Origin of the sequence: Rhizobium sp. G21 (genome assembly GCF_014158035.1) — a bacterium.
Taxonomy (GTDB): domain Bacteria; phylum Pseudomonadota; class Alphaproteobacteria; order Rhizobiales; family Rhizobiaceae; genus Rhizobium_E.
This window is the reverse complement of record NZ_JACFXW010000002.1, coordinates 270,913-297,672: the sequence shown is the minus strand read 5'-3', so window position 1 is coordinate 297,672 and position 26,760 is coordinate 270,913. Positions and strand designations below refer to the sequence as shown.

Here is a 26,760-nt window from a genome sequence, read left to right as displayed (position 1 = left end):
AAGGCTCGCCGACGTCGCCTCCGGCCGCGCCGATCCAGATCTCGTCATCTCCGACGCGCGCGTGCTCTCGACCTATTCCGAGCGCATCCTGCCCGCGCGCGAAGTCTGGATCGCCGGCGGCCGCATCGCCGCTGTCAAGCCCGCCGGAACCCATAAGGGCGGCGCGAAACGCTATGACGCCCGGGGGCATCATCGCGCCCGGCCTCGTCGATCCGCATATCCATATCGAAAGCTCGATGGTCACGGCCTGCGCCTATGCGGAGGCCGCTCTCCTCAACGGCACGACGACGATCTTCTGCGACAGCCACGAAATCGGCAATGTCATGGATGTCGCGGGCGTCGAGGCGATGCTGGAGGATGCCCGGCACGCGCCACTGTCCATTTTCCTCACCGTGCCCTCGACCGTCCCGGCAACCTCGCCGGAACTCGAAACCGCCGGCGGCGACCTGACTCCCGACAAGATTGCGGCGCTGTTCGACAAATGGCCCGAAGCCGTGGCGCTCGGGGAAAAGATGGATTTCGTGCCGGTGACCATGGGCGACGAGCGGAGCCATGCGATCCTGGCGGCGGCGTTGTCGCGCGGCAAGCCGGTCTGCGGCCATGTCTATGGCCGGGAATTCGTCGCGGCCTATGCCGCCTCGGGCGTCACCGACACCCATGAAGCCATTGACCGCGATATCGCCGACGACATGCTGGAGGCTGGCATCTGGCTCTTCCTGCGCGGCGGCCCGCCGACCACGCCCTGGCATTCGCTGCCCGACGCGATCAGGACCATCACCGAACTCGGCTCGTCGCACAAGCGCGTCGCCGTCTGCACCGACGACCGCGACGCCGACGACCTCCTGGCTTTCGGCATGGACTGGGTGGTGCGTGAAGCCGTGAAAGCCGGCATGACCAAGGAACAGGCCTGGTCGATGGGCTCGCTGCATGGCGCCACTCGCTTCGGCAAGGAAGGCGAAATCGGCGGCATGGGCGGCAGCCGGCGCGCCGATCTCGTGCTGCTCGACGACGACCTGAAGCCCGTCTCGACCTGGTATGGCGGCGAACTCGTCGTCGACCAGAAAAAGATAACCCCGATCCTGGACGAGGCGCTGCACGACCTCTGGCGCTACCCGGAGGCCGCCTATCATACGGTGAAGCTGCCGAAAGAGCTGAAGCTCACCCCGGACCTGCCGACGACGCCGGTGATCGCCCATACGATTCGCACCGAATTGCCCGGCATCATTCTCGGCCACGAGCAGATCAAGCTCGAGCCTGCCAACGACTGGCAGACGCAGTTCGACCGTCACGGCCTGTGCTTCGTCACCGTCATCGAGCGCCATGGCAAATCTTCGGGCAATGTCGCCCATGGCCTGCTGTCGAATTTTGCGCTGAAGAGCGGCGCGGTCGCCTCCTCGGTCGGCCATGACAGCCACAACATCATCATCGCCGGCGCGAATGAGGCGGATATGCAGGTGGCGCTCCGCGCCATCGAAGCCCATCAGGGAGGCGTCTGCGTGGTGCAGGACGGCGTGGTGACCGCCATGGTGCCGCTGCCGATCGCCGGGCTCCTGTCCGACAAGCGTGTGCATGTGGTGGCCGAAGAGGTGCAGAAGCTCAAGGTCGAATGGGAAAAGGCCGGCTGCACCATCCCCTATATGGGCTTCAACCTGATCCCGCTCTCGGTCATTCCCGGAGATCCGCATCACCGACAAGGGCAATGTGCTGGTGCCGGAAATGCGCATCCAGCCGCTGTTCGAGCCGGCCTGACGCCATGGACCCTTTCCGGCTCGGGCTCGTCGCTACCCGCATCCACTATTTCCAGCTGGTGGCGCGGCTGGGCTCGATCCGGCGGGCGGCGCTCGCGCTCAATGTCGCGCCCTCTTCCATCAGCCGCGTGCTGAAACAGCTCGAGGACGAGCTGGGCACGCCGCTGTTCGAACGCGTGCGGCAAAGGCTGAAACTCACCAGCGCGGGCGAATTGATGCTCTATCACGCCCGCGCCAGCCTCGGCGAACTCAACCGCGCCTGCAACGAGATCAACGAGTTACACGGGCTGCATCGCGGCTCGCTGTCGGTGGCGGTGGTGGAAAGCGTCGCCCGCGGCCTGATGCCGGGGCGCTGCAGCAGTTCTGGGGACGGCATCCGGACATCACCGTCGAAATCAAGGTGATGGGTTCACAACAAGCGGCGACGGCGGTGGCGGAAGGCGATTGCGATCTCGCCGTCGTCTTCGACATCCGACCGCCCCGCGCCATGCGGCGCATCACGCAAGCGCTGTTGCCGCTCGGCGTTCTCGCCCTTCCCGGCAGCGAAATGGCAACCAAGAGCGAACTCAAGCTGTTCGATCTCGCCAACCAGCGCGTCATCCTGTCCGACGCCTCGCTGACGCTCGGCGCTTCTGTGGAAGAAGCCTTCAACCGCTCTCTGATCGATCTCTCCCGCCGCGCCCGCACCAACTCGATCGGCCTGATGGTCGATCTCGCCAAGCGGGATCTGGGCGCCGTGCTTCAGACGCGCGTCGGCGTCGAACAGGAACTGGCCGACGGCACGCTGCATTTCGTGCCGCTGAAGGACAGCCGTCTGCCGCCGCGCAAGCTGATGCTGCTGTCGCGATCGGAAAAGGAAATATCCGACGCGGCCTCCGCCTTTGGCAAATTGCTGGCGGAAGCCATCGATCGGCTCGCAGCCCCGGGCATGGCCTGAGATGTTGCGCAAGGAGCAACAACAGCAACAAATTTTCCCGTCTATTCGGAACACCTCGACTTTGCTTTTCTCTCCCGGAACGGAGAGACCATCATGAAGCCATCAGCCGTCGACGCGGTGTTGCGCGGGCTCAAGAAAGCGGGCGTGTCCATCGTCTGCTATCTGCCCGATTCCCTTTTCAAGCCGCTTTATCCGGCGCTCGACGCCGATACCGACATCCGCACGATCCGCGTGACCAATGAGGGCGAAGGCGCAGCGATCTGCGGCGGCGTGTTCCTGTCGGGAAAGCGCGCAGCGCTGGTGATGGAGAATTCCGGCCTTCGCGCCTCAGTCGAACCGCTCGCCCGCATGGGCCTCGGCGCCGGCATTCCGGTGGTGATGCTGATGAGCTATCGCGGCGAACTCGGCGAGAACAACTGGTGGGCCATCCCGCACGGCATCACCATGGAGCCGGTGCTGAACGCACTGCGCATTCCCTACCGGATCGTCCGCGAAGAGGAGCAGATCGAGCAGTCGATCGTCGACGCCTACAACTGGTCCTACAACGCCTATTACCATTCGGCCATCGCGCTCGGCGGGGAGATCGTGCGATGAAGCGCTACGACTGCATGAAGCTCCTCGCCGCGCGACTGAAAGACGAACTCGTCATCCTCTCGCTCGGCGCCTCAGTGGACGAATGGTACAACGCCGCCCCGCATATGCGCGAGGCGAGCCTGTTCCAGCAGCAACTCGGCTGCGTCACGCCGCAGGCTTTCGGCCTGGCCGCCGGCCTTCCGCATCGCCGCATCGTCTCGCTCGACACCGATGGCGGCATGATGTTCAATCTCGGCATCCTCGCCACGCTCGGCAATGAGCAGCCGAAAAACCTGTTCGTCGTGGTCTGGGACAACGAGTGCTACCAGTCGATCGGCGGCCCGCCGACGCACACCGCCTCAGGCCGGGTGGATATCGCCGCCATCGCTCGCGGCGCGGGCGTCGAAAACGCCTTCACCGCCCGCACGCTCGAAGACTTCGAAGCCCATTGCGAGGCCGGATTGAAGGCGGACGTCCCCTATATCGTCGTCGCGAAAGTGGCGGGCACGGTGCAGCCCGACATCAAGCGCAAACATTCCGACGGTCGTGAGGACAAATACATCTTCGTCCGGCATGTCGAGGCGACCGAAAGCATCGTCATCATGGGCCCGAGCGAGCACAATTGAGACAGATGATGCCGAGCCCCGTCCCTCACCGCCCGCTCCTCAAAGCCTATGACTACATCGTCGTCGGCTCGGGCTCCGGCGGCGCGGCTGTGGCGCGACGGCTCATCGACGGGTCGGATGCGACAGTCTTGGTGATCGAGGCAGGCTCGGCAGAATTCGACGCGCCGGAGATCGCCGATCCCACCCGATGGGTCCCGCTCGGCCGCAGCCGGCATGACTGGCTTTACGACTACGCGCCGACCGAGCGCGTCGCCGGCCGCCCCATCGGCATTCCGCGTGGCAAGGTGCTAGGCGGCTGCTCCTCCACCAACGCCATGATGTGGTATCGCGGCCACCCTGCCGATTACGACGCCTGGGGGCCGCCGGATGCGAGGGCTGGAGCTTTGCCCACTGCCTGCCCTATTTCAAGCGTGCGGAAGATTGGGAAGGCGGCGAAACTGAGTTCCGTGGCGCAGGCGGACCGTTGCGGATCGAGACCAGCAGAGCGCTGCATCCCGTCGCGCAAGCGATGATCGACGGGGCTGGCGAACTCGGGATTCCCACGATCGCCGATCCCAATGCCGAGACCAATGAAGGCGCGGCGCCCTCGAACTTCAACATTTCCGGCGGGAAGCGCTGGAGTTCCGTCACCGGCTATCTCGCGCCCATATTCGACAATCCGCGCCTCACGATCCTGTGCAACTCCCAGGCTGGCGGCCTCATGGTCGAGAACGGCGCGATAGTCGGCGTCCGGCATCTCGTGGAGAGACAGCCCATCGAGACGCGTGCGACGACACAGGTCGTGCTGGCGGCGGGCGCGATCGATACGCCGCGTCTGCTGATGCTCTCAGGCATAGGCGACCCCATGGAGCTTGCATCCCTCGGCATCGAGACGCGCCATGCGCTGCCCGGCGTCGGCAAGAATCTGCAGGACCATCCATTGGTGCAGGCGGTGGTCTGCCGATCGAAACAGCCGATGGGACCGGCGCTCGACAATGGCGGCGGCTCGATGATCAACTGGAAATCCCGCCCCGACCTTGCCCAGCCCGATATCCACGCCTTTCCCGTCCAGGGCAATTCATCCGAGCCGCGCATCCGCGAGCTCTACGATCTCTCCGGCAACGTCTTCTCGATCGGCGCGGGGCTGATGCATTCCAAAAGCATTGGCCATGTGAAAATGCTGTCATCCGACCCGTTCGGGCCGCTCGACATCCAGCCGAACTATCTGGCCGAACCTTCCGATCTCGATGCGCTCATAGTGGCGGTCGAGACGATGATGGATCTCGCCGAAACCCGCGTTTTCTCGGATCTGTTTGATGGTTTTGCCGCGCCGTCCCGGCGGCTGTCCAAGCCTGAGATGATCGATTTCATCCGCCAGGGATGCTCCACCTTCTTCCATCCGGTCGGGACGGCGAAAATGGGCAGTGACGAGATGGCCGTGGTCGACGCAAGACTGAGGCTGCGCGGCCTTACCGGCCTGACGATCGCCGATGCGTCGGTCATTCCGATCATACCGACCTGCAACACCCATGCTCCCGTCACGATGATCGGCGAACGCGCCGCCGATTTTCTGTTGGGAGCGGCCTGAATTTTGCATCGCGTCTCCATGAGGGAGACCAGGAGAGAACATGGCGAAGACGGCAATGATCCTTGCGGGCGAGAGCCTGCTGACCATGGATGACGACAACACCGTGATCGCCGAGGGAGCGGTCGCAATCGATGACGGCCGCATCCTCGCGGTTGGACCGCTCGACGAGATCACGGCGACCTATCCGAATTATCCGGTCAAGATGATGACCCATGCCGTGTTGATGCCCGGCCTCATCAACGCGCATGCTCATTCCGGCTTTCTGCGCGGCACGGCCGAGCATCTGCCGGTCTGGGACTGGCTGACCATCCACATCAACCCCATGCACCGCATGCTGCAGCCGCATGAGGCGGAAACGGCGAGCTGGCTCTGCTACGCCGAATCCGCGCTGGCGGGCACGACGACGGTGGTCGACATGTGGCGCTATATGGACGGCAGCGCCCGAGCGGCAGAGGCCATCGGCACGCGGCTGGTCGCGGTGCCCTATGTCGGCGAACATCCGGATTACAACTATTTCGACACGCTCGACATGAACGAGGCGTTGATCGAAAGCTGGCATCGCAAGGCAGGCGGCCGCGTCAATGTCTGGGTCGGGCTCGAACATCTCTTCTATGCCGACGAAGCGGGCCAGAAGCGGGCGATCGAACTCGCCAAGAAACACAAGACCGGCTTTCACACCCATTGCTCGGAAGCCGAGATCGAGGTGGCGGAGTTCATGACCCGCTACGGCAAGCGGCCGATGTTCGCGCTCGAGGAGCTCGGATTCTTCGAAACGCCTCTGACCATGCTCGCGCATGCCGTCTGGCTCAATCCGCATGAGATCGAGCTGATCTCGAAATACAATGTCTCGGTCGCCCACAATCCGGTCTCCAACATGAAGCTGGCCTCCGGCATCGCGCCGATCGCCGACATGCTGGCCCATGGCGTCGCCGTCGGCATCGGCACGGATGGCGAAAAGGAAAACAACAATTTCGACATGTTCGAGGAGATGAAGACCGCTTCGCTTCTCGGCAAACTCAGGAATCGCGACGCCGCCGCGATGGACAGCTGGCAATGCCTGCGCATGGCGACCATCCTGGGCGCCAAGGCCATCGGCCTCGATCACGAGATCGGCTCGATCGAAGTGGGCAAGCGCGCCGACATCATCGCGATGAAGACGAACACGCCGCGCATGACGCCGTTCTTCCCGGAAGGCCCCTATCTCAACCTGCACCACAATCTCGTCCACGCCGTGCGCGGCGGCGACGTGGCGATGACCATGGTTGATGGCGACATCATCGTCGAGGACGGCGTGCTGAAAACCGCCGATATCGGCGAGATCATCAATGAGATCCATCGCTTCGCGCCCGATCATTTCGCCCGCCGCGCCGAATGGCTGGCGGCCAATGGCGGCGGAACCAAGCAATGGACCGATGGAGCGGAGTGAGCCATGGCCAAGACGACCGATCAGGTGGCGCTGGACGACTGGTACGCCATCGCGACCGCGAGCGAGGTGACCGAGGCGCCGCAGACGACCAGGCTCCTTGGCCAATCGCTGGTCTACGCGCACAACGCTGAGGGCGCGCCTCAGGTGCGCGAAATGCTGGATGACGGCACGCTCGGCCCGCCCTTGCCGACCCGCGTCCGCTATGGCTGCCTCTTCACCACGCTCGGCGCGCCTAAGAAAGACATCGTCCATATCGAAGAAGCCGAGGAAAGCGATCGTCGCTTCGTTCCGTGCGGCTGGGTGACGATGCGCGCGTCCGGCCTGCGCGTGGTCGAGAATTTCCTCGACATGGCGCATTTCCCCTTCGTACATACGGATATCCTCGGTTCCGAGCCGCATACGGAAGTGCCGAACTATCTCAGCGAAATCCGCCGCGATGTCGACGAGGTCTGGGCCACCAATTGCACCTTCTTCCAGCCGCGCATCGCCGCGACCGAGGAGCAGGGCGATTTCGTGCGGCTGACCTATCGCGTCCCCTCGCCTTTCGTGGTGATGCTGTACCGCGTCTGCCCGACCTCGCCGAACCGGCTCGACGCCATCGCGCTGTTCATCCAGCCCATGGAGGACGGGCTCTGCCGGGCGCAGCCGGTGATGTATCTGGTCGACAGCCTCTCGACCCATAAGGCGCTTCTGAATTTCGAACAGGTGATCTTCCTGCAGGACCGGATCATCGTCGAAAACCAGCGACCGCTGCTCTTGCCGCTCGAACCGCGCGCCGAGATCCCCACCCGCGCCGACAGTTCCTCCATTGCCTATCGCCGCTGGCTCAAGGAGAAAGGCCTGCGCTACGGCACCACGGCGGGGGCCATTGATGCAGATCTGGCGCGCCCGCTCCATCGACGACGTCTTCTCGCTGATCCGAAGCGGCGGCGGAAGGCTGAAACCCGTCGCGGGCGCGACGACGACGCAACTCGATTGGGCCAAGGGCGCGCCGAAACCGGAAGGGTTGATCGATCTCTCTGGGCTTGCGGCCTTGCGGGGCATATCCTTCAGGTCGGAACGGGTCTCGATCGGCGCGCTGACGACGCTTGCGGATCTCGCCAAGAACAGCACACTTTCGGAGGCCTGCCCCCTTTTCACTGCCGCGCTCCGCACCGTCGCAGGCCCATCGATCCGCAACATGGCGACGATCGGCGGCAACATCGCCAATCGCAACGGTTGCCTGTTGCCCGCGCTTCTGGCGCTCGACGCCAATCTGGTCCTCGCCACACCCGGCGGTCAGTTCGTGATGCCACTGGAAGAGTGGCTGGTTGGGTCGCCGCAAGCGCTGGAACTGATTGTCGCCATCGAACTGCCGCGCCAGAACTTCCCACGCTGGACATGGCGCAAGATCGGCCTGCGCGCCGCTTTCACGCCGAGCGTCATCAATGTCGCGGGCATCCTCGCGATGGACGGCGGCAAAATCTCAGGCGTGCGCCTTGCGCTCGGCGGCGGCGCCACGAGGCCGCAAAGGCTGTTTGGCGCCGAATACTTGCTGAACGGCCGCAACGACAGCGATCTGGATTGGGCCGCGATCCGCGAAGCTCTTGTCGAAACGATCGACGCGCCGGATGACGATTTCCGGTCGGGCCGCTACCGGCGGCTAGCGGCGGCGAATGCGCTCGTTCACGGACTCGGCGGCGTATTGCCGACACTGGCGCGCCGCCCCGCCTACTCACCGCCGACTACTCCCGGGATCGACGGCGAAATCACCCTGTCGCGCAGCGAGCAACGCGATCGCTGGCATGTCAGGCCAGACATGCGCGACAAGGTCGAGGGCAAGCTTTCTTACCTCACCGACCGGCGCGAGGACGACATGCTGGTCGGCCGCATCCTCCGCGCCGGCGTCCCCCATGCCCGCATTCTCTCCATCGACACCAGTCTCGCCAAGGCGCTGCCGGGCGTCGTCGCTGTGATGACACATCGCGATATCCCGGGCGACAACGCGTTCGGCATCGTCGTGCAGGATCAGCCGGCGCTCTGCGCGGACAAGGTGCGCTATGTCGGCGATGCGGTGGCGGCCGTCGCTGCCGTCGACGCCGAGACCGCGGAGAAGGCGCTGTCGCTGATCCGAATCGACTATGAGCCGCTGCCGGTGGTGAACAGTCCGGAACAGGCGCTGCAGCCGGACGCGCCCGCCTTTCACGACGCCGGCAACCTGCAGCGCGAAATCAGCTTTTCGCGCGGCGACGCCGCTTCAGCCTTCGCCACGGCGGCCCATGTGGTCGAGGACGTCTATGTGACGCCGCGCCAGATGCACGGCTTCATGGAGACCGAAGGCGGCTATGCGCGGATCGAGGATGATGGATCGCTGCTCGTCGCCGTCGGCGGCCAGCATGGCGGCCGCGACCGGATGCAATTGTCGCGCATCCTCGCCATGCCGGAGGAGAAGATCCGCGTCATCACCAGCCCGACCGGCGGCGCCTTCGGCGGCAAGGATGAGTTGACGGTGCAGCCGGCGCTGGCGCTTCTGGCGCTGAAGAGCGGGCATGCGGTCCGACTGCAGTTGAGCCGCGCCGAATCCGTGCTCGCCGGCCAGAAACGCAATCCGATGACCATCCGCATGCGCACGGCCTGCGACACCGAGGGACGGCTGGTGGCGCAGGAGGTTGACGTGCTGTCGGACGCCGGCGCCTATGCCTCGCTCGGGCCCGGCGTGCTCGAAACCGCGCTCGAACACGCCGCCGGTCCCTATGTGGTCGCGAATGTCACGACGCGCGGTCGGCTCGCCTACACAAACAACGGCGTCTGCGGCGCGTTTCGCGGCTTCGGCGCCAATCAGATGACCTATGCCATCGAATGCCAGATGGACCGTCTTGCAGCGCTCGCCGGCCTCGACCCGATCGAGATCCGCGCCCGCAATCTTCGCGCGCCGGGAACGCCGGGCTATCTCGGCCAGAAGGTCGCGCCCTCCGAGCGCATCCACGAGATGCTCGCCGCCGCCGAGGCTTCGCCGATCTGGCGGATGCCCTCGGGCGTCCAGTCGGATGGCGAATGGGTCATCGGCGCCGGCATGGCGCTGAACTATCAGGGCAACGGCCTGGGCTCGTTGGTCCCTGATCCTGCCGGCGGCCGGGTCTCGCTCACCGAGGACGGCATGATCGAAGGCGCTTATGGTCTGGATGAAATGGGTCAGGGCCTGCTGGCCGCCATCAAATCCGTACTGGCTGATGAGCTCGGTTGCAGCCGCGACGATGTCAGGCCCGTCACCGGCGACACCTCGCTCACGCCGGAATCCGGCTCCACCACCGCCTCGCGCGGTTCCGCCGTCGTGTGGCTGACGGCGCGCAGGGCCGCCCCGGAATTTTCTCTGAAGATGCGGACTGCGGCAGGCGCCTGTCTCGGACGCGATCCCGAAACTTTGGCGCTCGCTCCCGGCGGCGTCACGCTGCGCGGCGCCAATCGCGGCGATCTGCTTCTGACCTATCGGCAACTCGCCGAACGCCTCGCGCCCAATGAGCGCCCCAGCGTCACCATCACCTTCGAATTCCCGAAGAACAGCTATTCCGCCGGCAATGCCCGCTACATCTTCGCTTTCGGCGCGGCGCTGGCGCGGGTGGCGGTGAGCCGCGTAACGGGGAGATCCGCATTCTCGATCTGCATCAGCACACGGCAGCAGGCCCCGTGATCGACGTCGCCGCCTATCTCGGGCAAATGGAAGGCGGCGCCGTACAGGGCATTGGCTTTACGCTGACGGAGGATGCGACCATGCGCGACGGCCGCTATCTCACCGGCAATCTCGACAGTTACATGCTGCCTGGCATTCAGGACGCGCCCGCCGCCATGCAGATTTTCGCGCTCGAAAGTCTCGACGACGGTGATGAGTTGGGGCCGCGCGGCCCCGGCGAACTCGGCATCGGCGCGATCACGCCCGCGATTGCCAATGCTCTCGCCGCGATCTCCGGCGTCTGGCCCACGGTGACGCCGTTTTCTCCCGAGGCGATCCTCGCCGCGCTGGAGGCTGCATGATCATAACCTTTACATTGAACGGCGAAACCCTCTCTCTGGACTGCCCGCCGGATCTTTCGCTCGCCACGCTGTTGCGCGATCATTTGGGTATGATGGGAACCAAGATCGCCTGCGGGCTTGGCCGCTGCGGCGCCTGTCTGGCGCTGATCGACGCCAAGGCGGTCAATACATGCCTGACCATGGCCTGGCGGATCGACGGCGCCGACATCGTCACCGTCGAAGGCCTTGATAATCTGCCGGAAGGCCGCACCCTGCGTGAAGCGCTGATTGCCGAAAACGCCTTTCAATGCGGCTATTGCGCGCCGGGCTTTTCCATCGCGCTTCTCGCGCTTCTCAAAGAGAACCCTGGCGCCGACGAGGCGGCTATTCGCGCCGGGCTCGAAGGCAATCTCTGTCGCTGCACCGGCTATCATTCCATTCTGCGCGGCGCGCTTTCGGCCGCCGCCATGCTGCGCGCGGAGCGCGCCACCGGAGACCTCGCATGACCTTCACGCTCACCGTCCACGAACCCGCAAGCGAAGGCGCGCGGGCGTTTCTTGCCGCACCGGAAAAACAGCTGCTGATCGACGGCGTCTGGCGCAAGGCGGGGGCGGCGAGTCCTTCCCGAGCCATGATCCTGCCACCGGCCGCCATCTCGCCGACCTTGCCAGAGCCACGATATCAGACGTCGATGAGGCGGTGGCGGCAGCTCGCCGGGCGTTGACCAGCCCCGCCTGGAAAGGCATGACGCCGTCGGCGCGCGGCAAGTTGCTGTGGCGGATCGCCGATCTCATCGAGGCGCATGTCGACGAACTCGCGGAACTCGAAACGCTCGATCAGGGCAAGAGCTTCAAGACCGGCCGCTTCGGCGAGATCCCGGCCTCGGCCGAACAGTTCCGCTACTATGCGGGTTTCTCAACCAAGATCCTCGGGCAGACGATCCCGACCTCCATCGCCTATCAGCCGGCAGGCAAGCAGATCTTCGCCTATACGACCCGCGAGCCCGTGGGCGTCGTCGCCGCCATCACGCCCTGGAACTCTCCCATGCTGATGGCCGCCATGAAGCTTGCGCCGGCGCTCGCCGCAGGCTGCACGGTGGTGCTGAAGCCGGCAGAGGAGACGTCGCTGACGGCGATCCGCCTCGGCGAATTGATGATAGAGGCTGGCCTGCCGGCCGGCGTCGTCAACATCGTCACCGGTTTCGGCGAAGATGTCGGCGCGGCGCTGACCGCCCATCCCGATGTCGACAAGGTCGCCTTCACCGGCTCGACCGAAGTCGGCAAGCTCATCGTCCGCGCCGCCCAAGGCAATCTCAAGAAGCTGACGCTGGAACTCGGCGGCAAATCGCCCGCGATCATTCTATCGGACGCCGATATGGCGATCGCCATTCCGGGCGTCTCCAGAGGCATTTTCGCCAATTCAGGCCAAGTCTGCGTCGCCGGCTCCCGCATCTATGCCCATCGCTCCGTCTATGACGAGGTCGTCGATAAGCTGGCGGCGACAGCGGGAGGGATGACGCTCGGCCATGGCCTCGATCCCAAGGTCGATCTCGGACCGCTGGTCAACCGCAAGCAGGCCGATCGCGTCGCCGCCTTCATCGATGAAGGCATGTCCGACGGCGCAGAGATCGCCGTGGGCGGACGGCAGGAAGGCGAGACCGGCGCATTCTATGTGCCGACAGTCGTCACCTCGGTACGGCCCGACATGCGCATGATGCGGGAAGAGATTTTCGGCCCCGTGGCGGCGGTGACGCCATTCGACGAGGTCGAGGAAGCCCTCGCCTTCGCCAATGACAGCCCCTATGGCCTGGCCGGCAGCGTCTGGACGCGGGATCTTTCGAGCGCCCATCGCGTCGCGGCGGCGGTGAAGGCCGGCACGATCTGGATCAATTGCCATTCCTATTTCTCGCCGGAACTGCCCAAGGGCGGCCACAAGCAATCCGGCTGGGGCTATGAAAACGGCGGACAGGGGCTCGAAAACTATCTGGAGACCAAGACCGTCTGCGCCGTGATCTGATCGTGCGGCGTCAGTGCGCAGAAGGCAGCAGGCGTCGCACCGTCGCGGCGTCCGGCACCAGCCAGGTTTCCAGAAGATTGCTCTTGCCGCGGATTTCAAGATGTTCCGACTGGAGATCAGCACAGTCGGCGCCCGCCGCGCGCACGAGATCGGCGGACACGGCGAGCTCGACATTGCGTTGCTTGGCCAGGCCTTCCAGCCGGCTCGCTGTATTGATCGTGTCTCCGATCGCCGTCAGTCCGGCCGCCCGACCCGATCCCATCGTGCCGACGATCGCGGTCCCGCCATGCAAGCCCATCGCGACGCGCAGGGGACGATCGAGTTCGCCGGCCAGCGAAGTGTTGAGCCGGCCCAGCTCTTCCGACAGGCGCGCCGCCGCCGTCAGCGCTTGTCGACAACCGACCTCGAAACCACCTTCCAGCCCGAACAGCGCAATCGCGCCGTCGCCGACGAATTTGTCGACCACGCCGCCAGCCTCGGTCACCGCATTGTCCACCATGGCGAAGTAGCGGTTGAGGAGATACACTACGTCGTATGGCAGCTTGCTCTCGGACAGTTGCGTGAAGCCGCGCAGGTCGCAGAACAACGCCGCGACCAGTTGCTCCCCGGCCCGCCGCTCCTCGTCGGAACGGCGTGGCGATTGCTGGATCCCCGAGGCGTCCAGGAGCGGCAGAACCGTCAGATCATGAATCGGGCGCAGCTGACAGGCGAGCCGCACATCGGCGCCGGCGCCGATGCTGCGAAGCGTGGCGCTCTCCCGCGCCTCCGGCGGCGGCTGGTCCCGCCCGCCATCGAGCACCTGCACACGACAGGTGGAGCAGCGACCCTTCCGCCGCAGACCGAGACATGCGGCACGCCGCCGGAGCGACTCGCCTCCAGAACGCTCGATCCCTTGGGGACGATGACGATCTTGCCGCCCGCATAGCGGATGCGGATCTTCTCGCCGCGAACAACGAAACCAATGGAGCCGGCCGCCGCGATGAGCAATGTCCAGCCGCCATAGAGCCAATATTGAATGCCGTAGAGTTGATCGAGCGGCAGTGGCGGAACATTCGGTTTGGGGATTTGGACGCCGCGGGCTTCGACCGCCCCGGTGATGAAGCCGGTCATCGCGATGAAAAGCAACAAAAGGGCCAAAGCTCCCAGCCCGCCTGCCGCGCGTCCGAACCATGCTTTGCCGCGCAACCAAAACCACAGCCCCAGACAGGCATGCCCCCAGACGACGATCAGCGCGGTGACATACTGTAGCCTGGAGCCGGGGCCGCTCCACAGAGCGCGCAGCACTTCGAGATACCCGCGATCATAGCCCGAAAGCACATATTCCAGCCGCGTGCCGGTCACATGTTGGATCAGCAGATAGGGTATCGACAGGCCGAAGACGATCTTGAGCGCCTCGCGGAGCGGCATCCGCCAGCTGCGACGCCGCGCGAGTTGCTCCAGCGCGAGCGCCGCATGCGTCAAAAGCGCGCCATAGAGCAGCGCTGTGCCGGGCGGGCTACGCCAGATCAGGCTGAAATAGCCGCGTCCCCACTCCATAAGAGCCAGCGAATGCAGGCCGAGCGCGTGATTGAGGAAATGGGTGAGGAGGAACACCGCGAGCGTGACGCCGGAGGCGATGTGGAGGCGGGAGCGATTGATGAAATGTCGGATCGTCAAAACGCTTTCCTGTCGACCTGCTGGCATCCTGCGCGGTGCGCGCGCAGCAGTTCTTTCATAGCGCCCCGCCGCCGGAATGTCCGCTCTTTTCGGCGTGGCGGGAAAGCATCACACGTAAGGGAAGGCTCTGGACGCAAGGCTCGGGCAAGCCGCGTTAACCATTTGTTAACCTAACGGACGCTACTGCATGTCAACGAATTCTTAACACAGATTACCAAAGTGCTAACAGACGCTCGCTCGATCCGCATCAAGGGCCGATCCTTCCTGGCCGTCGTGCTGTCGCCCGACCTTCCTTTCGAGGATTGGCTGGGGCGGCTGGACGATCTCGCGTCGCGTTCGGCCGGATTCTTCCTCGGACGTCCCGTCGTTCTCGACCTTTCTGGCCTCGATATCGATCGGGCGCAGCTGAAGGATTTCCTGGAGGAACTCGCCAAGCGCAATGTCAGCGTCATGGGCGTCGAAGGCGCGCGTCCCTCGTTGATCGGTCCGGGCATGCCGCCGGCGCTCAAGGGCGGACGTGCGTCCTCGGATGTCGACGTCTCGGAAGTCCCGGCCACTGTCACGGCGGCCCCACAGGCGACGGAAGATCAAAAAGCCGACGACGAACAGCCCGGCGTCACGCCAGCGCAAGCTCCGCCGCGGCCCATGATCATAGAAAGCCGCCCGCAGCTGCAATCGCTGATGATCCGCGAGCCGGTGCGTTCGGGACAATCCGTGATCTTCCCGGAAGGCGACATCACCGTAATCGGCTCGGTCGCCTCGGGTGCGGAGGTCATCGCCGGCGGATCGATCCATATTTACGGCGCGCTGCGCGGCGCGCCCCTGGCCGGGTCTCTCGGCAATGCCGCAGCACGCATCTTCTGTCGCAAGATGGAAGCGGAACTGATCGCCATCGACGGTGTCTACAAGATGGCGGACGACATGCCCGAAACGCTGCGCGGACACCCTGTCCAGCTGTGGCTCGAAGACGACGCCATCATGGCGGAAAAGATCAATTAAGCCGAATCCGGCCGAAAACAGGAGAGTAGGATGGGGAAGGTTATCGTGGTCACGTCAGGCAAAGGCGGGGTCGGCAAGACAACGTCGACGGCCGCGCTCGGCGCGGCGCTTGCCCAGCGCAACGAGAAGGTCGTCGTTGTCGATTTCGACGTCGGCCTGCGCAATCTCGATCTGGTCATGGGCGCCGAACGCCGCGTGGTCTATGACCTCATCAATGTCATCCAGGGCGACGCCAAGCTGCCGCAGGCGCTGATCCGCGACAAGCGCCTGGAAACGCTGTTCTTGCTGCCGGCCTCCCAGACCCGCGACAAGGACAATCTCACCGCCGAAGGCGTCGAATGGGTGATCGGCGAGCTCAAGCGCTATTTCGATTGGGTCATCTGCGACAGCCCCGCCGGCATCGAACGCGGCGCGACGCTCGCCATGCGCCATGCCGACATCGCCGTGGTCGTCACCAATCCGGAAGTGTCCTCGGTGCGCGATTCCGACCGCATCATCGGCCTGCTCGACTCCAAGACGCTGAAGGCCGAACGCGGCGAGCGGATGGAGAAGCATCTGCTTCTCACCCGTTACGACGCCGCCCGCGCCGAGCGCGGCGACATGCTGAAGGTCGACGACGTGCTGGAAATCCTCTCCATTCCGCTGGTCGGGATCATTCCGGAAAGCACAGATGTGCTGCGCGCCTCCAATCTCGGCGCACCGGTCACGCTGGCCGACGCCCGCAGCGCTCCGGCGCAAGCCTATTTCGAAGCGGCGCGCCGGCTTTGCGGCGAGACGCTGCCCGTCACCATTCCGGGCGAAAAGCGCGGATTGTTCGGCAAGATCTTCGCACGGAGGGCTGCATGAATATTTTCGGCCTGTTCAAGAAAAACCAGTCCGCGCCCAAGGCGCGGGAGCGGCTGCAGGTCCTGCTCGCCCATGAACGGGCGACGGCCAATTCCGATCTCTGCGCCATCCTGCGTGAGGAAATCCTCGCCGTGATCGCCAAGCATGTGCAGCTCGACGCCGACAAGGTGCGGGTGACGATGGATCGGGAGGAGTTCGTCTCGGTTCTCGAAATCGACGTGGAAATTCCGCTGGAAGCCCAGCTCGAAGCCGCCTGAGCGGTTTTTCGACAACAATCGAAAGGCCGGCGCCCATCGACGCCGGCCTTTGTCGTTCAGGCCCTGACCGCCTCGACGAGGCGCCGGCAGGCGTCGGTCAGGCCCTCCTTTTCGCGGATCAGCGCGCCGCCGATCAGATACATGACATAGTCGCCATAGGCGGCTTTCATCTCGTCCACACGGGCGAGCGACATGCCGCCGCCGGGCGCCGGCGTGATCGACTTGTAGCCGCCGAACTCGGCGCGGCAGCCGTCGACGATCGACTGGCATTCCTCCCGGCTGAAACCGAAACGTCCCCCGAAATTGGGATAGACGACGGCGTCGCAACCCATCAGCCGCTGCAGCAAGCCATAATAGAAGCGCAGCGAGAAGCCCGTGGTCGGCGTCAGCACATTCGGGCCGCCGAAGGTCGGATGCGACACGATGGGCAGGCCGAAAGACGGATCGGCGGAGAGTTCACGCGCCACATCATACCCCACCAGCGCAGGCGCGAGCATGACGGCGCCGACGCCGGCTTCCTTGGCTTCGAAAGCGCGGTCGAGCACTTGCCGGGCGGGACCGGTGATGTTGGGCACGAAGGAGCATTTTCCGCCCGTCTTGGCGTTGGCGTCATGGACCGCGGCGACGCAGGCCTTCACCCGATCGAGAAACGGCGCGTTCTTCTGATCGACGAGGCCATGATCGTCTTTCACATAGTTCATGCCGCCGAGCGCGAAATCATGGGCGATCTTCGCCAGTTCCCGCGACGACAACCCGACCGGCTTGATCGCCGACATCAGGATCGGCCCTGACGCCAGCCCGGCGCGGGCGCGCAAACCGTCTATGCCGAAGCGCGGGCCAGGGCAAAGCTCCAGAATGCCCGGCGACAGCGTGATATCCTCGACGCGGATATTGGTCTTGATCGAGGAATTGCCGAAGACGATGTTGAGCAATTGCAGGAAATCGCCGCCGATATCGTCCTCGCTATAGGAGATTTCGGCGAGGTAGCCGCCGCGCGCGTCGATGCCCGGCTCCAGTTTTTCGAGCTTGCCGAGAATCTCGTCCTCGACGTAACCCGCGGGCACCGCATCGCGCGGGATCTCGACCGTCTGTTCGAGCGCGATGTCGAGCGCGCGCTGGCGCGCCTCGTCCTCATCGCGCGCGCCAACCCAATAGGTGACCGAAAAGCGCGCCATCAGAGCGCCTCCGCCTTCTGGGACGAATGGACAGCGTCGAGCCGAACCGCTTCGAATTCCGCTTCGGCGATGTCGAGCGGCTTGCCGAGCAAATCGGAGATCGCCGACACCAGCGCGCTGGCGTCCAGCTTGTACTTCTTCATCAGGTAAGGCTTGGAGGCGCCGTGCGCAAACGTGTCGTTAAGGCCGAGCCGGCGCAATTTCACGCCCATCCCCTCTTCGGCGAGAATTTCCGCAACCAGCGAACCCAATCCGCCACTAATCGTATGGTTCTCCAGCGTCACCACGCCCTTCTTGCCGGCGGCGGCCTTGACGATCGCCTCGCGATCGAACGGCTTCAGCGTGGACGCGTGTAGGTGATGAACGCCGACGCCCCGGGCTTTCAAGGGTTCGGCCGCGCGCATCGCCTCTTCGGTGCAGACGCCTGCGGTGACCACCAACACGTCGCCGCCTTCGCTGAGCGTCCTCACCTTGTTGAAGGCGAAGGGCGTGGAGAAGAGGCGGGGCACTTCGCCACGCAATACCCGGACATAAACGGGTCCGTCGATACTGTCGGCGACGTCGAGCACGGTTTCCACTTCCGTCGCGTCGCCGCATTCGAGGATGGTCATGTTGGGGATCGCACGCATGACCGAGATATCCTCGATCGCCTGATGAGTGATGCCGCCCGGCGTGGTGATGCCCGGCAGGAAGCCCATCATCCTGACCTTGCGGTTCGAATAGGCGATCGAATTGATCAGCTGGTCATAGGGCCGGCGATAGAGGAAGACCGCAAACGTGTGGATGAAGGGCCGGAAGCCCTGCATGGCCAGACCGCCGGCGAAGGACAGCATGTTCTGCTCGGCCATGCCGAGCGACAGGAACTGGTCGGGATGCCGGTCGCGGAAGCCATCGACCTCGCAGGACGAGGTGAGATCGGCCGACAGGCAGAGAATTTCAGGCCGCGCCGAGGCGAATGCCTCGAACGCCTTGGCATAGGGACGATTGACGATTTCGACCATGATCAGGCCCTCGCGATTTCGGCTTCATCGATGCCGAGTTCGGCGGCGATGGCGGTCTGCATTTCCTGGCGCTCTTCCGCCGATTTGAACCGGACATAGTGCAAGCGAGGGAAACGGCGCTTCAGGAACTCCATGCCTTGATAGGGCGAGGTGTTGGCGAGAATGATCAGCGGCTTGCCGGGTTCGGCGCTTGCGGCCGCGTCACGGAAGGCGTCCAGATCATGACCGTTGATCGACCTGCAGGTGACGCCGAAAGAGGCGACTCGCGCGGCGAGATCACCGAGATCGAGCACCGAGGACATCGCGCCGTCGCATTGCTGGCGGTTCACGTCGACGACGACGCGGATATTGTCAATGCCGTGATAGCTCATCGCCGCCAGGCATTCCCAGGTCTGTCCCTCCTGGAACTCACCGTCCGACATATAGACCCAGACCTTGCCGGGCTCTCCCTTACGCTTGCGGGCCCAGGCGACGCCCGAGGCCATCGACAGACCTTGGGCGAGCGAGCCGGTGGTGACTTCCATGCCGGGGCTGTGCTCGGCGCCGATCATCTCGACGGAGCTGCCGTCGCGATTGAAGTGATCGAGCGCATGTTCGTCCATGCGGCCCATCTGGATGAGCGCCGAATAGATCACCAGCGCATAATGGGCGGGCGAAATGATGAAGCGGTCATATTCGGGTGCAAAGGGGCCATGATAGCCGGCGCCGGTGAAGGCGTCCGGATTGGTCGCCGAGGGCACGCCGGAAAAAGCCAGCGGCACTTTCGGAAGCGTCGGCTCGCCGAGATTGAGCGCTTCGTTGTACAGAAAGGCGAGGCTTTCGGCAGCCGAACAGGCCTGGCTCAGATAACCGCCATTGTTGCGCATCGTGTGGAAGAAGACGCGCTTGCGGATGCCCGCGGCCACGTCTTCCGTGCTTTGCCGGTTTGTCAGGGTCATCTCTCTCAGCTCCGTTCCGGGAACATGGCCTTGAGGCCGTCGGGCGAGGCCTTGGCGACGCCGCGCTCGGTGATCAGGCCAGTGATCAGCCGCGCCGGTGTCACGTCGAAGGCCGGATTGGCGGCGGGACTGCCTTCCGGGGAGACGCGAACCATGGCGATGGAGCCATCCGCGGCGCGACCCTGCACGAAGGTGACTTCGTCGCTGTTGCGCTCTTCGATCGGGATTTCCTTGACGCCGTCCTTGACCGTCCAGTCGATTGTGGGGGACGGCAGCGCCACATAGAAGGGCACCTCGTTGTCGCGGGCGGCGAGCGCCTTGAGATAGGTGCCGATCTTGTTGCACACATCGCCGTTGGCCGTGGTGCGGTCGGTGCCGACGATGACCATGTCGACATCACCGTGCTGCATCAGATGGCCGCCGGCATTGTCGACGATCAGCGTATGCGGCACGCCATGGCCGTTCATTTCCCAGGCTGTCAGCTGGGCACCCTGATTGCGGGGCCGAGTTTCGTCGACATAGACGTGAACCGGAATGCCCTCTTCCACCGCCATATAAATCGGCGCCGTGGCAGTGCCGTAGTCGACGGTGGCCAGCCAGCCGGCGTTGCAATGGGTGAGAATGTTGACCGGCTCGCCCGGCTTCTTGCCGGCGGCGATCTTGCGGATCAGTTCCAGGCCATTGGCGCCGATCGACCGGTTGAGCTCGACATCCTCCTCGGCGATCTCATGCGCCCGGGCATAGGCGGCTTCGACACGTTCGGATTCGGGAAGAGCCTTGAGATGGGCGCGCATGGCGTCGAGCGCCCAACGCAAATTGATCGCTGTCGGGCGCGTTTCGTGCAGCTTTTCCCACACCTGGTCGAGAGCTGCGTCGGAAGCATCCTCGGTCATGGCGATCGCCACGCCATAGGCTGCGGTGACGCCGATCAGCGGCGCGCCGCGGATCCACATATCGCGGATCGCGGTGGCGACATCGTCGACGGTCTTGAGCGTGACGACGCGGAATTCATGCGGCAGCCAGCGCTGGTCGATGACGTCAACGGAGCGGCTGTCTTCGTTCATCCAGATGGTGCGGTAGTGGCGGTCTCCGACTTTCACGAGACGATCTCCTTTTCCAGCCGTTCGGCCAACGCATGGATCTCGGCAAGGCCATGGATCCTGTGTCTGTTGACGGCGAGGTGGCGGCCCAGCTTGAGCGCCTTGGTTTCGCAGCGGGCGCGAAGATCCGCATCCGCGATGGTTTCAAAATCGGCGTTGTGGGCGAGGCCGAGAATGCGCCGGTGAATTTCGATGCCGGCGAAGCCGAGCATGTCGTCCCAGATCTCATGCAGAACTTCGTCGAGCGCCTGTTCGGCCCCGAGCGGATCGCCGCGCTCTTCGAAGAGAGCCGCTTGATACAGGATGCCCTTGCGCTCGGTGCGCCAGAGACGGGCGAATTCGGCGCGGAACACGTCCCAGATCTCGGTGACGACGCCGAGCAGATAGGCGCGCATTTCCTCGCGATCGCCGGCCTTTTCATGGCCGGATTGCGAGAAATAGCTCATCCAGAAATTGGCGAGCAGCATGCCGACGTCGAAGGCCATTGGACCGTAAAAGGCGAATTCTGGATCGATGACGCGGGTATTGTCGGGCGTCACCATCACCGACCCGGTGTGGAAGTCGCCATGCAGCAGCGTTTCGGCATGCGCCGCGAATTTGTGTTTTAACCGCTGCGCCTCGACTTTGAGATCGCGGTCGGCGCGGAGTTCGGCCACGATGCCGTCGAGCTGCGGCGTCGTGTGCCTGTTCAATTTGGCTTCGTAATAGGGATCGGAGAAGACAAGGTTCTCGGTGATGTCGCAAAGTTCGACATTGTCCGCGAACAGCGCCAGATCTTCCTTGCGCTTGCGCGCCTCCATGGCGAGGTCGGAGCCGCGAAACAGCGTGGCGCGCCAGGAACAGGCCGAGATCGCGGCCGATCTTGGGAAGGTGCTGGCCCTCGATCAGGGCGCGCCGCAGGATGATGTGCGGCGTCAGGAACTCCATGACGATGATCGCCTGTTCGCGATCGAAGAACAGCACTTCCGGCGTCATCCCCGGATCGCGCTCCGCCTGTCGGATCAGCGCATTGTATTCGAAATAGGACCGCTTCAGCGGCAAGGGCCAGCTTTCGCCGACCAGACGCACATAAGGCAAAGCCTGCTTGACGATCAGGCTGCCCTTTTTGCCTTCGACGATGAAGACAAGATTGAGATTGCCGTCGCCCACTTCGCGAACGGTCCAGCCGTCCGCGGCCGAGCCGATGCGGTCGGTCAGGACGGCGTAGGAGCCGAGACGAACGGGCAGCGTCTCGGCGTTCAGCGCCTCGAATGTTTGCATCAATTTCCTCCCGTGGATCCCGGCGCGCTTCCATGCGCAAACCGGCCCTCCCCAATTCCTAAAATGGGTGCTAGCAAATGTCAATGGCCTTGACATTTGATTAAGCGCCCCTCTAGAGTAAGGGCAAGGGAGGAGTTCATGGTGCAAGAAGCGGTGTTCCGCATCGACGGCTTGCGCAAATCGTTCGGTCGCGTCCATGTTCTGGTCGGGGTCGATCTCGAATTGCGCGCTGGAGCGGTGACGGTGTTGATGGGCGCCAATGGCGCCGGAAAATCCACGCTGGTGCGTATCGTCAGCGGCGTCTACGACCATGACGGCGGCTCGATGTCGCTGGCGGGCGCGACCTATTTGCCTCTGACGCCGGCGGAAGCGATGCGCGCGGGCGTGGTGACCGTGCATCAGAACATCAATGACGGCGTGGTGGCCGATCTCGACGTCGCCACCAATCTGACGCTCGACCGGCTGAACGGTCGCGGCGCGCGGATGATCTTCAATCCCCGCCGCGTCAAGCGCGAAGCCCAAAGCGTGGCCGAGCGCATGGGCCTGTCGCTCGATCTCTCCGCCAATATCAACGACCTCTCCCTCGCAGACCGCCAGATGGTGGCGATCGCCCGCGCCATGGCGCATGAGCCCAAGGTGCTGATCCTCGACGAGCCGACTTCGTCGCTGTCGAGCGCCGAGGCCGAGCGGTTGTTTGAACTCGTCGAGCGTCTCAAGGCGCGCGGCGTCGCCATTCTCTACATCTCGCACCGCATGTCCGATATCCGCCGGCTCGCCGATACAATCGTCAGCCTGCGCGACGGCCGCATCGCCGGCCTTTTCGAAGGTCCTGAGCTAGATTACGAAGGCGCTGTCAACGCCATGCTCGGCAAGAAAGTCTCGGCCGGCGACATCGCGCTACGCGCCGCGACGCGGCCCGTCTTCACTGCGGACAACTTGCAGATCACCCCGACATCCAAACCCTTCTCGCTGTCCTTCGGCGCGGGCGAAGTGGTGGCGATCACCGGCCTTGTCGGCGTCGGCAAGACAGTGCTGGCCGAAACCCTGTTCGGCGCGCGCCGACCTTTCTCGGGCCAGATGCGCCTGGACGGCGCCGCCTATCACCCGACATCGACGCGGGCCGCCATCGACAAGGGCGTGTTTCTCATCGCCAAGGATCGTGGCGACAACGGCATCGTGCCGGGCTTCAACATCTACGAGAATATCAGCCTGCCATTTCTGCGGCGCATCTCGACCTTCGGCGTCACTAACAGGCGCCGCGAACGCGACATGGCGCAGCGCCAGATCCGCGATCTCGGCGTGGTCTGCCGCAATGAATTCGACGAGATGAACACGCTGTCCGGCGGCAATCAGCAGAAGGTCATGGTCGGACGCTGGCTGTCGCAGGCTTCGCGTCTCCTGATCCTCGACGAGCCTTTCCAGGGCGTCGACATCGCCGCCCGCCGCGATATCGGCGCGAAACTGCGCGCCTCGGCCGATGGCCGCGCCACCGTGGTGTTTCTCACCGAACTCGACGAGGCCTTCGAGGTCGCCGACCGCATTCTCGTGATGTCGGAACACACGATCGTCGGCGAACACCAAAACGCCGATATCGATCTCGACAAATTGCTCGCTCAGATCGCGGGCCAAAATCATATGGTTGCCTGATCATGACCGAACAGACGAACGCCACGTCCCCCTCACCCACAGGCCGATGCAGGCCCGCAAGCTGACCGGCCGCGAACTCGCCATCAAATACGGCTTCCTCGTGCTGTTGCTCGGGCTGATCCTGTTCTTCTGCGTCTCGACCGACGGCTTTGCCTCGCCGCAGAGCGCCGTCTTCATCCTGCAATCGGTGTCGATCACCGGCATTCTGGCGCTCGGCGTCACCGCCACGCTGGTGGTGGGCGGCTTCGACCTCTCCATCGGCTCGGTCGCCACCACGGCGATGATGGCCTCGTCCTATGTGATGGTGGTGATGGGCGGCGATGCGATGACCGCCACCCTCGTCTGCATCTTGATCGGCGTCGCCGTGGGCCTCGTAAACGGTGTACTGATCGTCTATATGCGCGTGCCGGATCTCTTGGCGACTCTGGGCATGATGTTCCTGCTCGTCGGCCTGCAGCGCATCCCGACCGAGGGCCGCTCGATCGCCACCGGCATGAGCCTGCCGGACGGCACCGTCGCCAATGGCACCTTCTCGCCCGCCTTCCTGGCGCTCGGCCGCCATCGCTTCGATTTCATCCTTCCGAACCTGTTGCCGGTGTCGGTGGTGGTGCTGATCGTGCTGGCGATCGTCATCTGGTTCTTCCTCGAATACACCCGCTTCGGCCGCATGATGTATGCCGTCGGCTCGAACGAGCGCGCAGCCTCGCTCGCCGGCGCGCCGGTCAACGCCTACAAGATCAGCGCCTATGTCATCTCCGGCGTCTTCGCCTCGATCGGCGGCATCCTGCTCGCCGCCCGCCTGGGACGCGGCGACATCGCCTCGGGCAACAACCTGCTCTTAGACGCGGTGGCTGCGGCGCTGATCGGTTTCGCGGTGCTGGGCGCAGCCAAGCCCAACGCCTTCGGCACTGCTATCGGCGCGCTGTTCGTCGGCGTGCTCCTGCAGGGCCTGACGATGATGAACGCGCCCTATTACACCCAGGATTTCGTCAAGGGCGGCGTGCTCGTCGTCGCTCTCGTCTTCACCTTCGCGCTGTCGCACCGCAAGCGGTGACCGGCCCGGACCATCGCCTGACGCAGGATTTTTATCCGACGGCAGGCGCAAGAACAGACACCAGACCGTCAATAAGTGGAGGAGCCCTATGACGATCACCCGCAGACTGCTCGGAAAACTCACCCTCGGCGTCATCGGCGCCGCCGCGTTGGGAGGCGCGGCACTCTCAGCCGATATGCCCGCCCCGTTCGACAAGCCCGGCGCCAAGATCGCGCTGGTGCGCTATCTCTCGACCGGCGACTTCTTCCAGTCCTATCTGGCGGGCGTGGAAGCCCAGTCCAAGGCGCTCGGCATCGACCTGCGCGTGCTTGACAGCCGGCAGGACGCAGCGCTCCAGGCCGACATGGTCGACCAGGCCATCGCCATGGGCGTGCAGGGCATCATCATCCAGCACGGCCTGACCGAATCCATGAAGGAAGCCGCCCAGCGCGCAGTGGCCGCCGGCATCAAGGTCGTGGCTTTCGACGTCAACGTCGAAAACGACAAGATCCCGCAGATCGAACAGTCCGACCGCGACCTCGCCCGCCTCGCCCTTGAACAGGCGATCAAGGACAATGGCGAGCTTCAACGCCGGCTATGTCTATGTCGCCGGCATTGCGCCGCTCGACCGCCGCGACGAAACTTGGAAAGAGTTCAAGGCGAAATATCCGGGCATCAAGGAAAAGGCGATGTTCGGCACGCTCGACAATCCGATCGCCAACTCCGTCGCCAACCAGGCGCGTTCGGTCATTTCGGCCAATCCCGACATCACCGTGATGTTCGCCCCCTATGACGAATTCGCCAAGGGCGTGAAGATCGCCGTCGACGAAGCCGGCATGTCGTCCAGCGTCAAGATCTATTCCGCCGACATCTCGACCTCGGACATCGCCGCGATGCGCGAACCGGGCTCCGCCTGGGCCGCCACCGCCGCCACCAATCCGGCTGTCGTCGGTCAGGTGTCGGTCCGCGCGCTGGCCATGATGCTCGCCGGCGAAGACCCTGGCAAGAGCGTCATCGTTCCGCCGACGCTGATCACCCAGAAGGATCTGCTCGACAAGGACATCAAGAATGTCGAGGAACTCGGAGCGAAACTGCCGCAATTCGCCCATGCCGACGTGGCGATGCCCGCCTGGATGCCGAACCCGAACGCGAAGTAAGATCGAGTCCGACAGGATATGAGAAAGCCCAGCCGGTTCGCCCCGGCTGGGCTTTTGCGTTTTGGAGCTCGGTTGCTAACATTTAGGCAAGCCATTTCGCGAGGCCCATATATCTGCTATAAGAAGAAAGATTTCTGGAGGGGCTTTTTATGGCTCTATTCATTCGCGATGAGACGGTCGACGCTTTGGCGAGCGAGCTTCAAAAAGCGACAAACGCGCCGACCAAAAAGGATGCCGTCAAGCAAGCGCTTGAAAATGAACTGAAGCGCGTCGGCGAAAAGAGGCCGATGCGCGAACGGCTCGCTGCGTCGCAAGCGCTGGCAGCGAAGATGGGGCCCCGTGATCCGAATTTTGATATGAAGGCTTTCTTAGACGAGATGTGGGGAGACATCTAATGTTCCTGGACGCTTCGGTCATCGTTGCGCTTCTTGCGCAAGAACCGGGGTGGAAAACCATTGCGGATCGAATGGATGAGTGTTCTGGGGAGTTTTTGGTTTCTCCACTCTCAAAATTTGAGGCCGTTCTTGCTTTCGCTCGGAGCCTGGACTCATACGCCAACAACCGAGGGCAAGCCCTTGGTGAAGCTGAAATGCTCGTGAATGGAATGCTCGTTGAAATCGGCGCTCGGGAAGTTGGCATCACAACCGAGATTGGCGTGCTGGCCTTGATGGCTGCTCGTGTGTACGGCAAAGTCGTAGGCCATCGGGCAAGCCTGAATCTTGGCGACTGTTTCAGCTATGCATGCGCAAAAGCTGAACGCGTTCCCCTCCTCTACAAGGGGAACGACTTTACACATACCGATCTGGGCTAA

22 protein-coding genes and 5 pseudogenes are annotated in these 26,760 nt (G+C 63.9%); 20 read left to right on the top strand and 7 right to left on the bottom strand.

What is annotated here, in order from left to right; all coding sequences use genetic code 11:
* Positions 1–46: 46 nt before the first annotated feature.
* From H2O14_RS22690 to H2O14_RS22645, 12 genes and pseudogenes are all read left to right on the top strand, one after another.
* A pseudogene (locus H2O14_RS22690) lies at positions 47–1,749 on the top strand (adenine deaminase C-terminal domain-containing protein).
* Positions 1,700–2,152: a LysR family transcriptional regulator gene (locus H2O14_RS27965; protein WP_312858697.1), complete on the top strand. Its 453-nt coding sequence runs from the start codon at positions 1,700–1,702 to the stop codon at positions 2,150–2,152. Before H2O14_RS22690 ends, H2O14_RS27965 begins: the two are co-directional and overlap by 50 nt.
* Positions 2,152–2,685, top strand: a complete 534-nt coding sequence (locus H2O14_RS27960; RefSeq protein WP_246697721.1) for a LysR substrate-binding domain-containing protein — start codon at positions 2,152–2,154, stop codon at positions 2,683–2,685. The genes H2O14_RS27965 and H2O14_RS27960 overlap by 1 nt, the downstream gene beginning before the upstream one ends.
* A gap of 93 nt (positions 2,686–2,778) precedes the next feature.
* Positions 2,779–3,279: a thiamine pyrophosphate-binding protein gene (locus H2O14_RS22680; RefSeq protein ID WP_182829677.1), complete on the top strand. Its 501-nt coding sequence runs from the start codon at positions 2,779–2,781 to the stop codon at positions 3,277–3,279.
* Positions 3,276–3,884 (top strand): thiamine pyrophosphate-dependent enzyme, encoded by a 609-nt coding sequence (locus tag H2O14_RS22675; RefSeq protein ID WP_182829676.1) that lies wholly within the window; start codon positions 3,276–3,278, stop codon positions 3,882–3,884. Before H2O14_RS22680 ends, H2O14_RS22675 begins: the two co-directional genes overlap by 4 nt.
* 8 nt (positions 3,885–3,892) lie before the next feature.
* Positions 3,893–4,396 (top strand): GMC family oxidoreductase N-terminal domain-containing protein, encoded by a 504-nt coding sequence (locus H2O14_RS28610; protein WP_281410046.1) that lies wholly within the window; start codon positions 3,893–3,895, stop codon positions 4,394–4,396.
* Positions 4,279–5,451 carry a GMC family oxidoreductase gene (locus H2O14_RS28605; RefSeq protein ID WP_281410056.1) on the top strand — a complete coding sequence of 391 codons (1,173 nt, stop codon included), beginning with the start codon at positions 4,279–4,281 and terminating at the stop codon, positions 5,449–5,451. Before H2O14_RS28610 ends, H2O14_RS28605 begins: the two co-directional genes overlap by 118 nt.
* Before the next feature lie 40 nt (positions 5,452–5,491).
* Positions 5,492–6,877, top strand: a complete 1,386-nt coding sequence (locus H2O14_RS22665) for an amidohydrolase family protein (RefSeq protein WP_182829675.1) — start codon at positions 5,492–5,494, stop codon at positions 6,875–6,877.
* A gap of 3 nt (positions 6,878–6,880) precedes the next feature.
* Positions 6,881–7,732 (top strand): annotated as a pseudogene (locus H2O14_RS22660) (aromatic ring-hydroxylating dioxygenase subunit alpha); the annotation flags it as partial.
* A 16-nt stretch (positions 7,733–7,748) separates the two neighbouring features.
* Positions 7,749–10,885: pseudogene (locus H2O14_RS22655) on the top strand (molybdopterin cofactor-binding domain-containing protein).
* Positions 10,882–11,370, top strand: coding sequence for a (2Fe-2S)-binding protein (locus H2O14_RS22650; protein WP_182829674.1), 489 nt, complete (start codon positions 10,882–10,884; stop codon positions 11,368–11,370). Before H2O14_RS22655 ends, H2O14_RS22650 begins: the two are co-directional and overlap by 4 nt.
* Positions 11,273–12,880, top strand: coding sequence for an aldehyde dehydrogenase family protein (locus H2O14_RS22645; RefSeq protein WP_312858718.1), 1,608 nt, complete (start codon positions 11,273–11,275; stop codon positions 12,878–12,880). Before H2O14_RS22650 ends, H2O14_RS22645 begins: the two co-directional genes overlap by 98 nt.
* 10 nt (positions 12,881–12,890) lie before the next feature.
* Here H2O14_RS22645 and H2O14_RS28600 read toward each other — a convergent pair whose 3' ends face one another.
* A complete protein-coding gene (locus H2O14_RS28600; RefSeq protein ID WP_312858695.1) occupies positions 12,891–13,598 on the bottom strand; it encodes an adenylate/guanylate cyclase domain-containing protein in 708 nt (235 codons plus the stop codon).
* The gene (locus H2O14_RS28595; protein WP_281410045.1) at positions 13,559–14,536 is read right to left on the bottom strand and encodes a hypothetical protein; all 978 of its coding nucleotides are present in this window, start codon (positions 14,534–14,536) and stop codon (positions 13,559–13,561) included. The genes H2O14_RS28600 and H2O14_RS28595 overlap by 40 nt, the downstream gene beginning before the upstream one ends.
* Positions 14,537–14,746: 210 nt before the next feature.
* Between H2O14_RS28595 and minC the strand changes: the two genes are divergently transcribed.
* Genes minC through minE form a run of 3 tightly spaced genes read left to right on the top strand, consistent with a single transcriptional unit; the run spans position 14,747 to position 16,638 of the window.
* Positions 14,747–15,535: a septum site-determining protein MinC gene (gene minC / locus H2O14_RS22635; RefSeq protein ID WP_182829932.1), complete on the top strand. Its 789-nt coding sequence runs from the start codon at positions 14,747–14,749 to the stop codon at positions 15,533–15,535.
* Between the two features lie 30 nt (positions 15,536–15,565).
* Positions 15,566–16,381: a septum site-determining protein MinD gene (gene minD / locus H2O14_RS22630; RefSeq protein WP_182829673.1), complete on the top strand. Its 816-nt coding sequence runs from the start codon at positions 15,566–15,568 to the stop codon at positions 16,379–16,381.
* The gene (gene minE / locus H2O14_RS22625) at positions 16,378–16,638 is read left to right on the top strand and encodes a cell division topological specificity factor MinE (protein WP_137157519.1); all 261 of its coding nucleotides are present in this window, start codon (positions 16,378–16,380) and stop codon (positions 16,636–16,638) included. Before minD ends, minE begins: the two co-directional genes overlap by 4 nt.
* A 56-nt stretch (positions 16,639–16,694) precedes the next feature.
* On the opposite strand, the gene H2O14_RS22620 is transcribed toward minE, so the two are convergent.
* The 5 genes and pseudogenes from H2O14_RS22620 to mtnK all read right to left on the bottom strand — a co-directional run bounded on the left by H2O14_RS22620 (position 16,695) and on the right by mtnK (position 22,112).
* On the bottom strand, positions 16,695–17,813 hold the full coding sequence (locus tag H2O14_RS22620; RefSeq protein ID WP_246697719.1) for a RuBisCO large subunit C-terminal-like domain-containing protein: 1,119 nt from the start codon (positions 17,811–17,813) through the stop codon (positions 16,695–16,697).
* Positions 17,813–18,814: a transketolase family protein gene (locus H2O14_RS22615; protein WP_182829672.1), complete on the bottom strand. Its 1,002-nt coding sequence runs from the start codon at positions 18,812–18,814 to the stop codon at positions 17,813–17,815. The genes H2O14_RS22620 and H2O14_RS22615 overlap by 1 nt, the downstream gene beginning before the upstream one ends.
* A 2-nt stretch (positions 18,815–18,816) precedes the next feature.
* Entirely contained in the window at positions 18,817–19,752 is a 936-nt protein-coding gene (locus H2O14_RS22610; RefSeq protein WP_182829671.1) for a transketolase, read from the bottom strand.
* Between the two features lie 5 nt (positions 19,753–19,757).
* On the bottom strand, positions 19,758–20,852 hold the full coding sequence (mtnA, locus tag H2O14_RS22605) for an S-methyl-5-thioribose-1-phosphate isomerase (RefSeq protein WP_182829670.1): 1,095 nt from the start codon (positions 20,850–20,852) through the stop codon (positions 19,758–19,760).
* Positions 20,849–22,112 (bottom strand): annotated as a pseudogene (gene mtnK / locus H2O14_RS22600) (S-methyl-5-thioribose kinase). Before mtnK ends, mtnA begins: the two are co-directional and overlap by 4 nt.
* A gap of 138 nt (positions 22,113–22,250) precedes the next feature.
* Here mtnK and H2O14_RS22595 point away from each other — a divergent pair.
* The 5 genes and pseudogenes from H2O14_RS22595 (at position 22,251) to H2O14_RS22575 (ending at position 26,760) form a co-directional block, all read left to right on the top strand.
* Entirely contained in the window at positions 22,251–23,759 is a 1,509-nt protein-coding gene (locus tag H2O14_RS22595) for a sugar ABC transporter ATP-binding protein (RefSeq protein ID WP_182829669.1), read from the top strand.
* 46 nt (positions 23,760–23,805) lie between these two features.
* Complete coding sequence (locus H2O14_RS22590) at positions 23,806–24,813, top strand: ABC transporter permease (protein WP_182829668.1); 1,008 nt, start codon at positions 23,806–23,808, stop codon at positions 24,811–24,813.
* Positions 24,814–24,901: 88 nt separating this feature from the next.
* Positions 24,902–25,949, top strand: a pseudogene (locus H2O14_RS22585) (substrate-binding domain-containing protein).
* A 149-nt stretch (positions 25,950–26,098) separates the two neighbouring features.
* Positions 26,099–26,344 carry a type II toxin-antitoxin system VapB family antitoxin gene (locus tag H2O14_RS22580; protein WP_182829667.1) on the top strand — a complete coding sequence of 82 codons (246 nt, stop codon included), beginning with the start codon at positions 26,099–26,101 and terminating at the stop codon, positions 26,342–26,344.
* Complete coding sequence (locus H2O14_RS22575) at positions 26,344–26,760, top strand: type II toxin-antitoxin system VapC family toxin (protein WP_182829666.1); 417 nt, start codon at positions 26,344–26,346, stop codon at positions 26,758–26,760. The genes H2O14_RS22580 and H2O14_RS22575 overlap by 1 nt, the downstream gene beginning before the upstream one ends.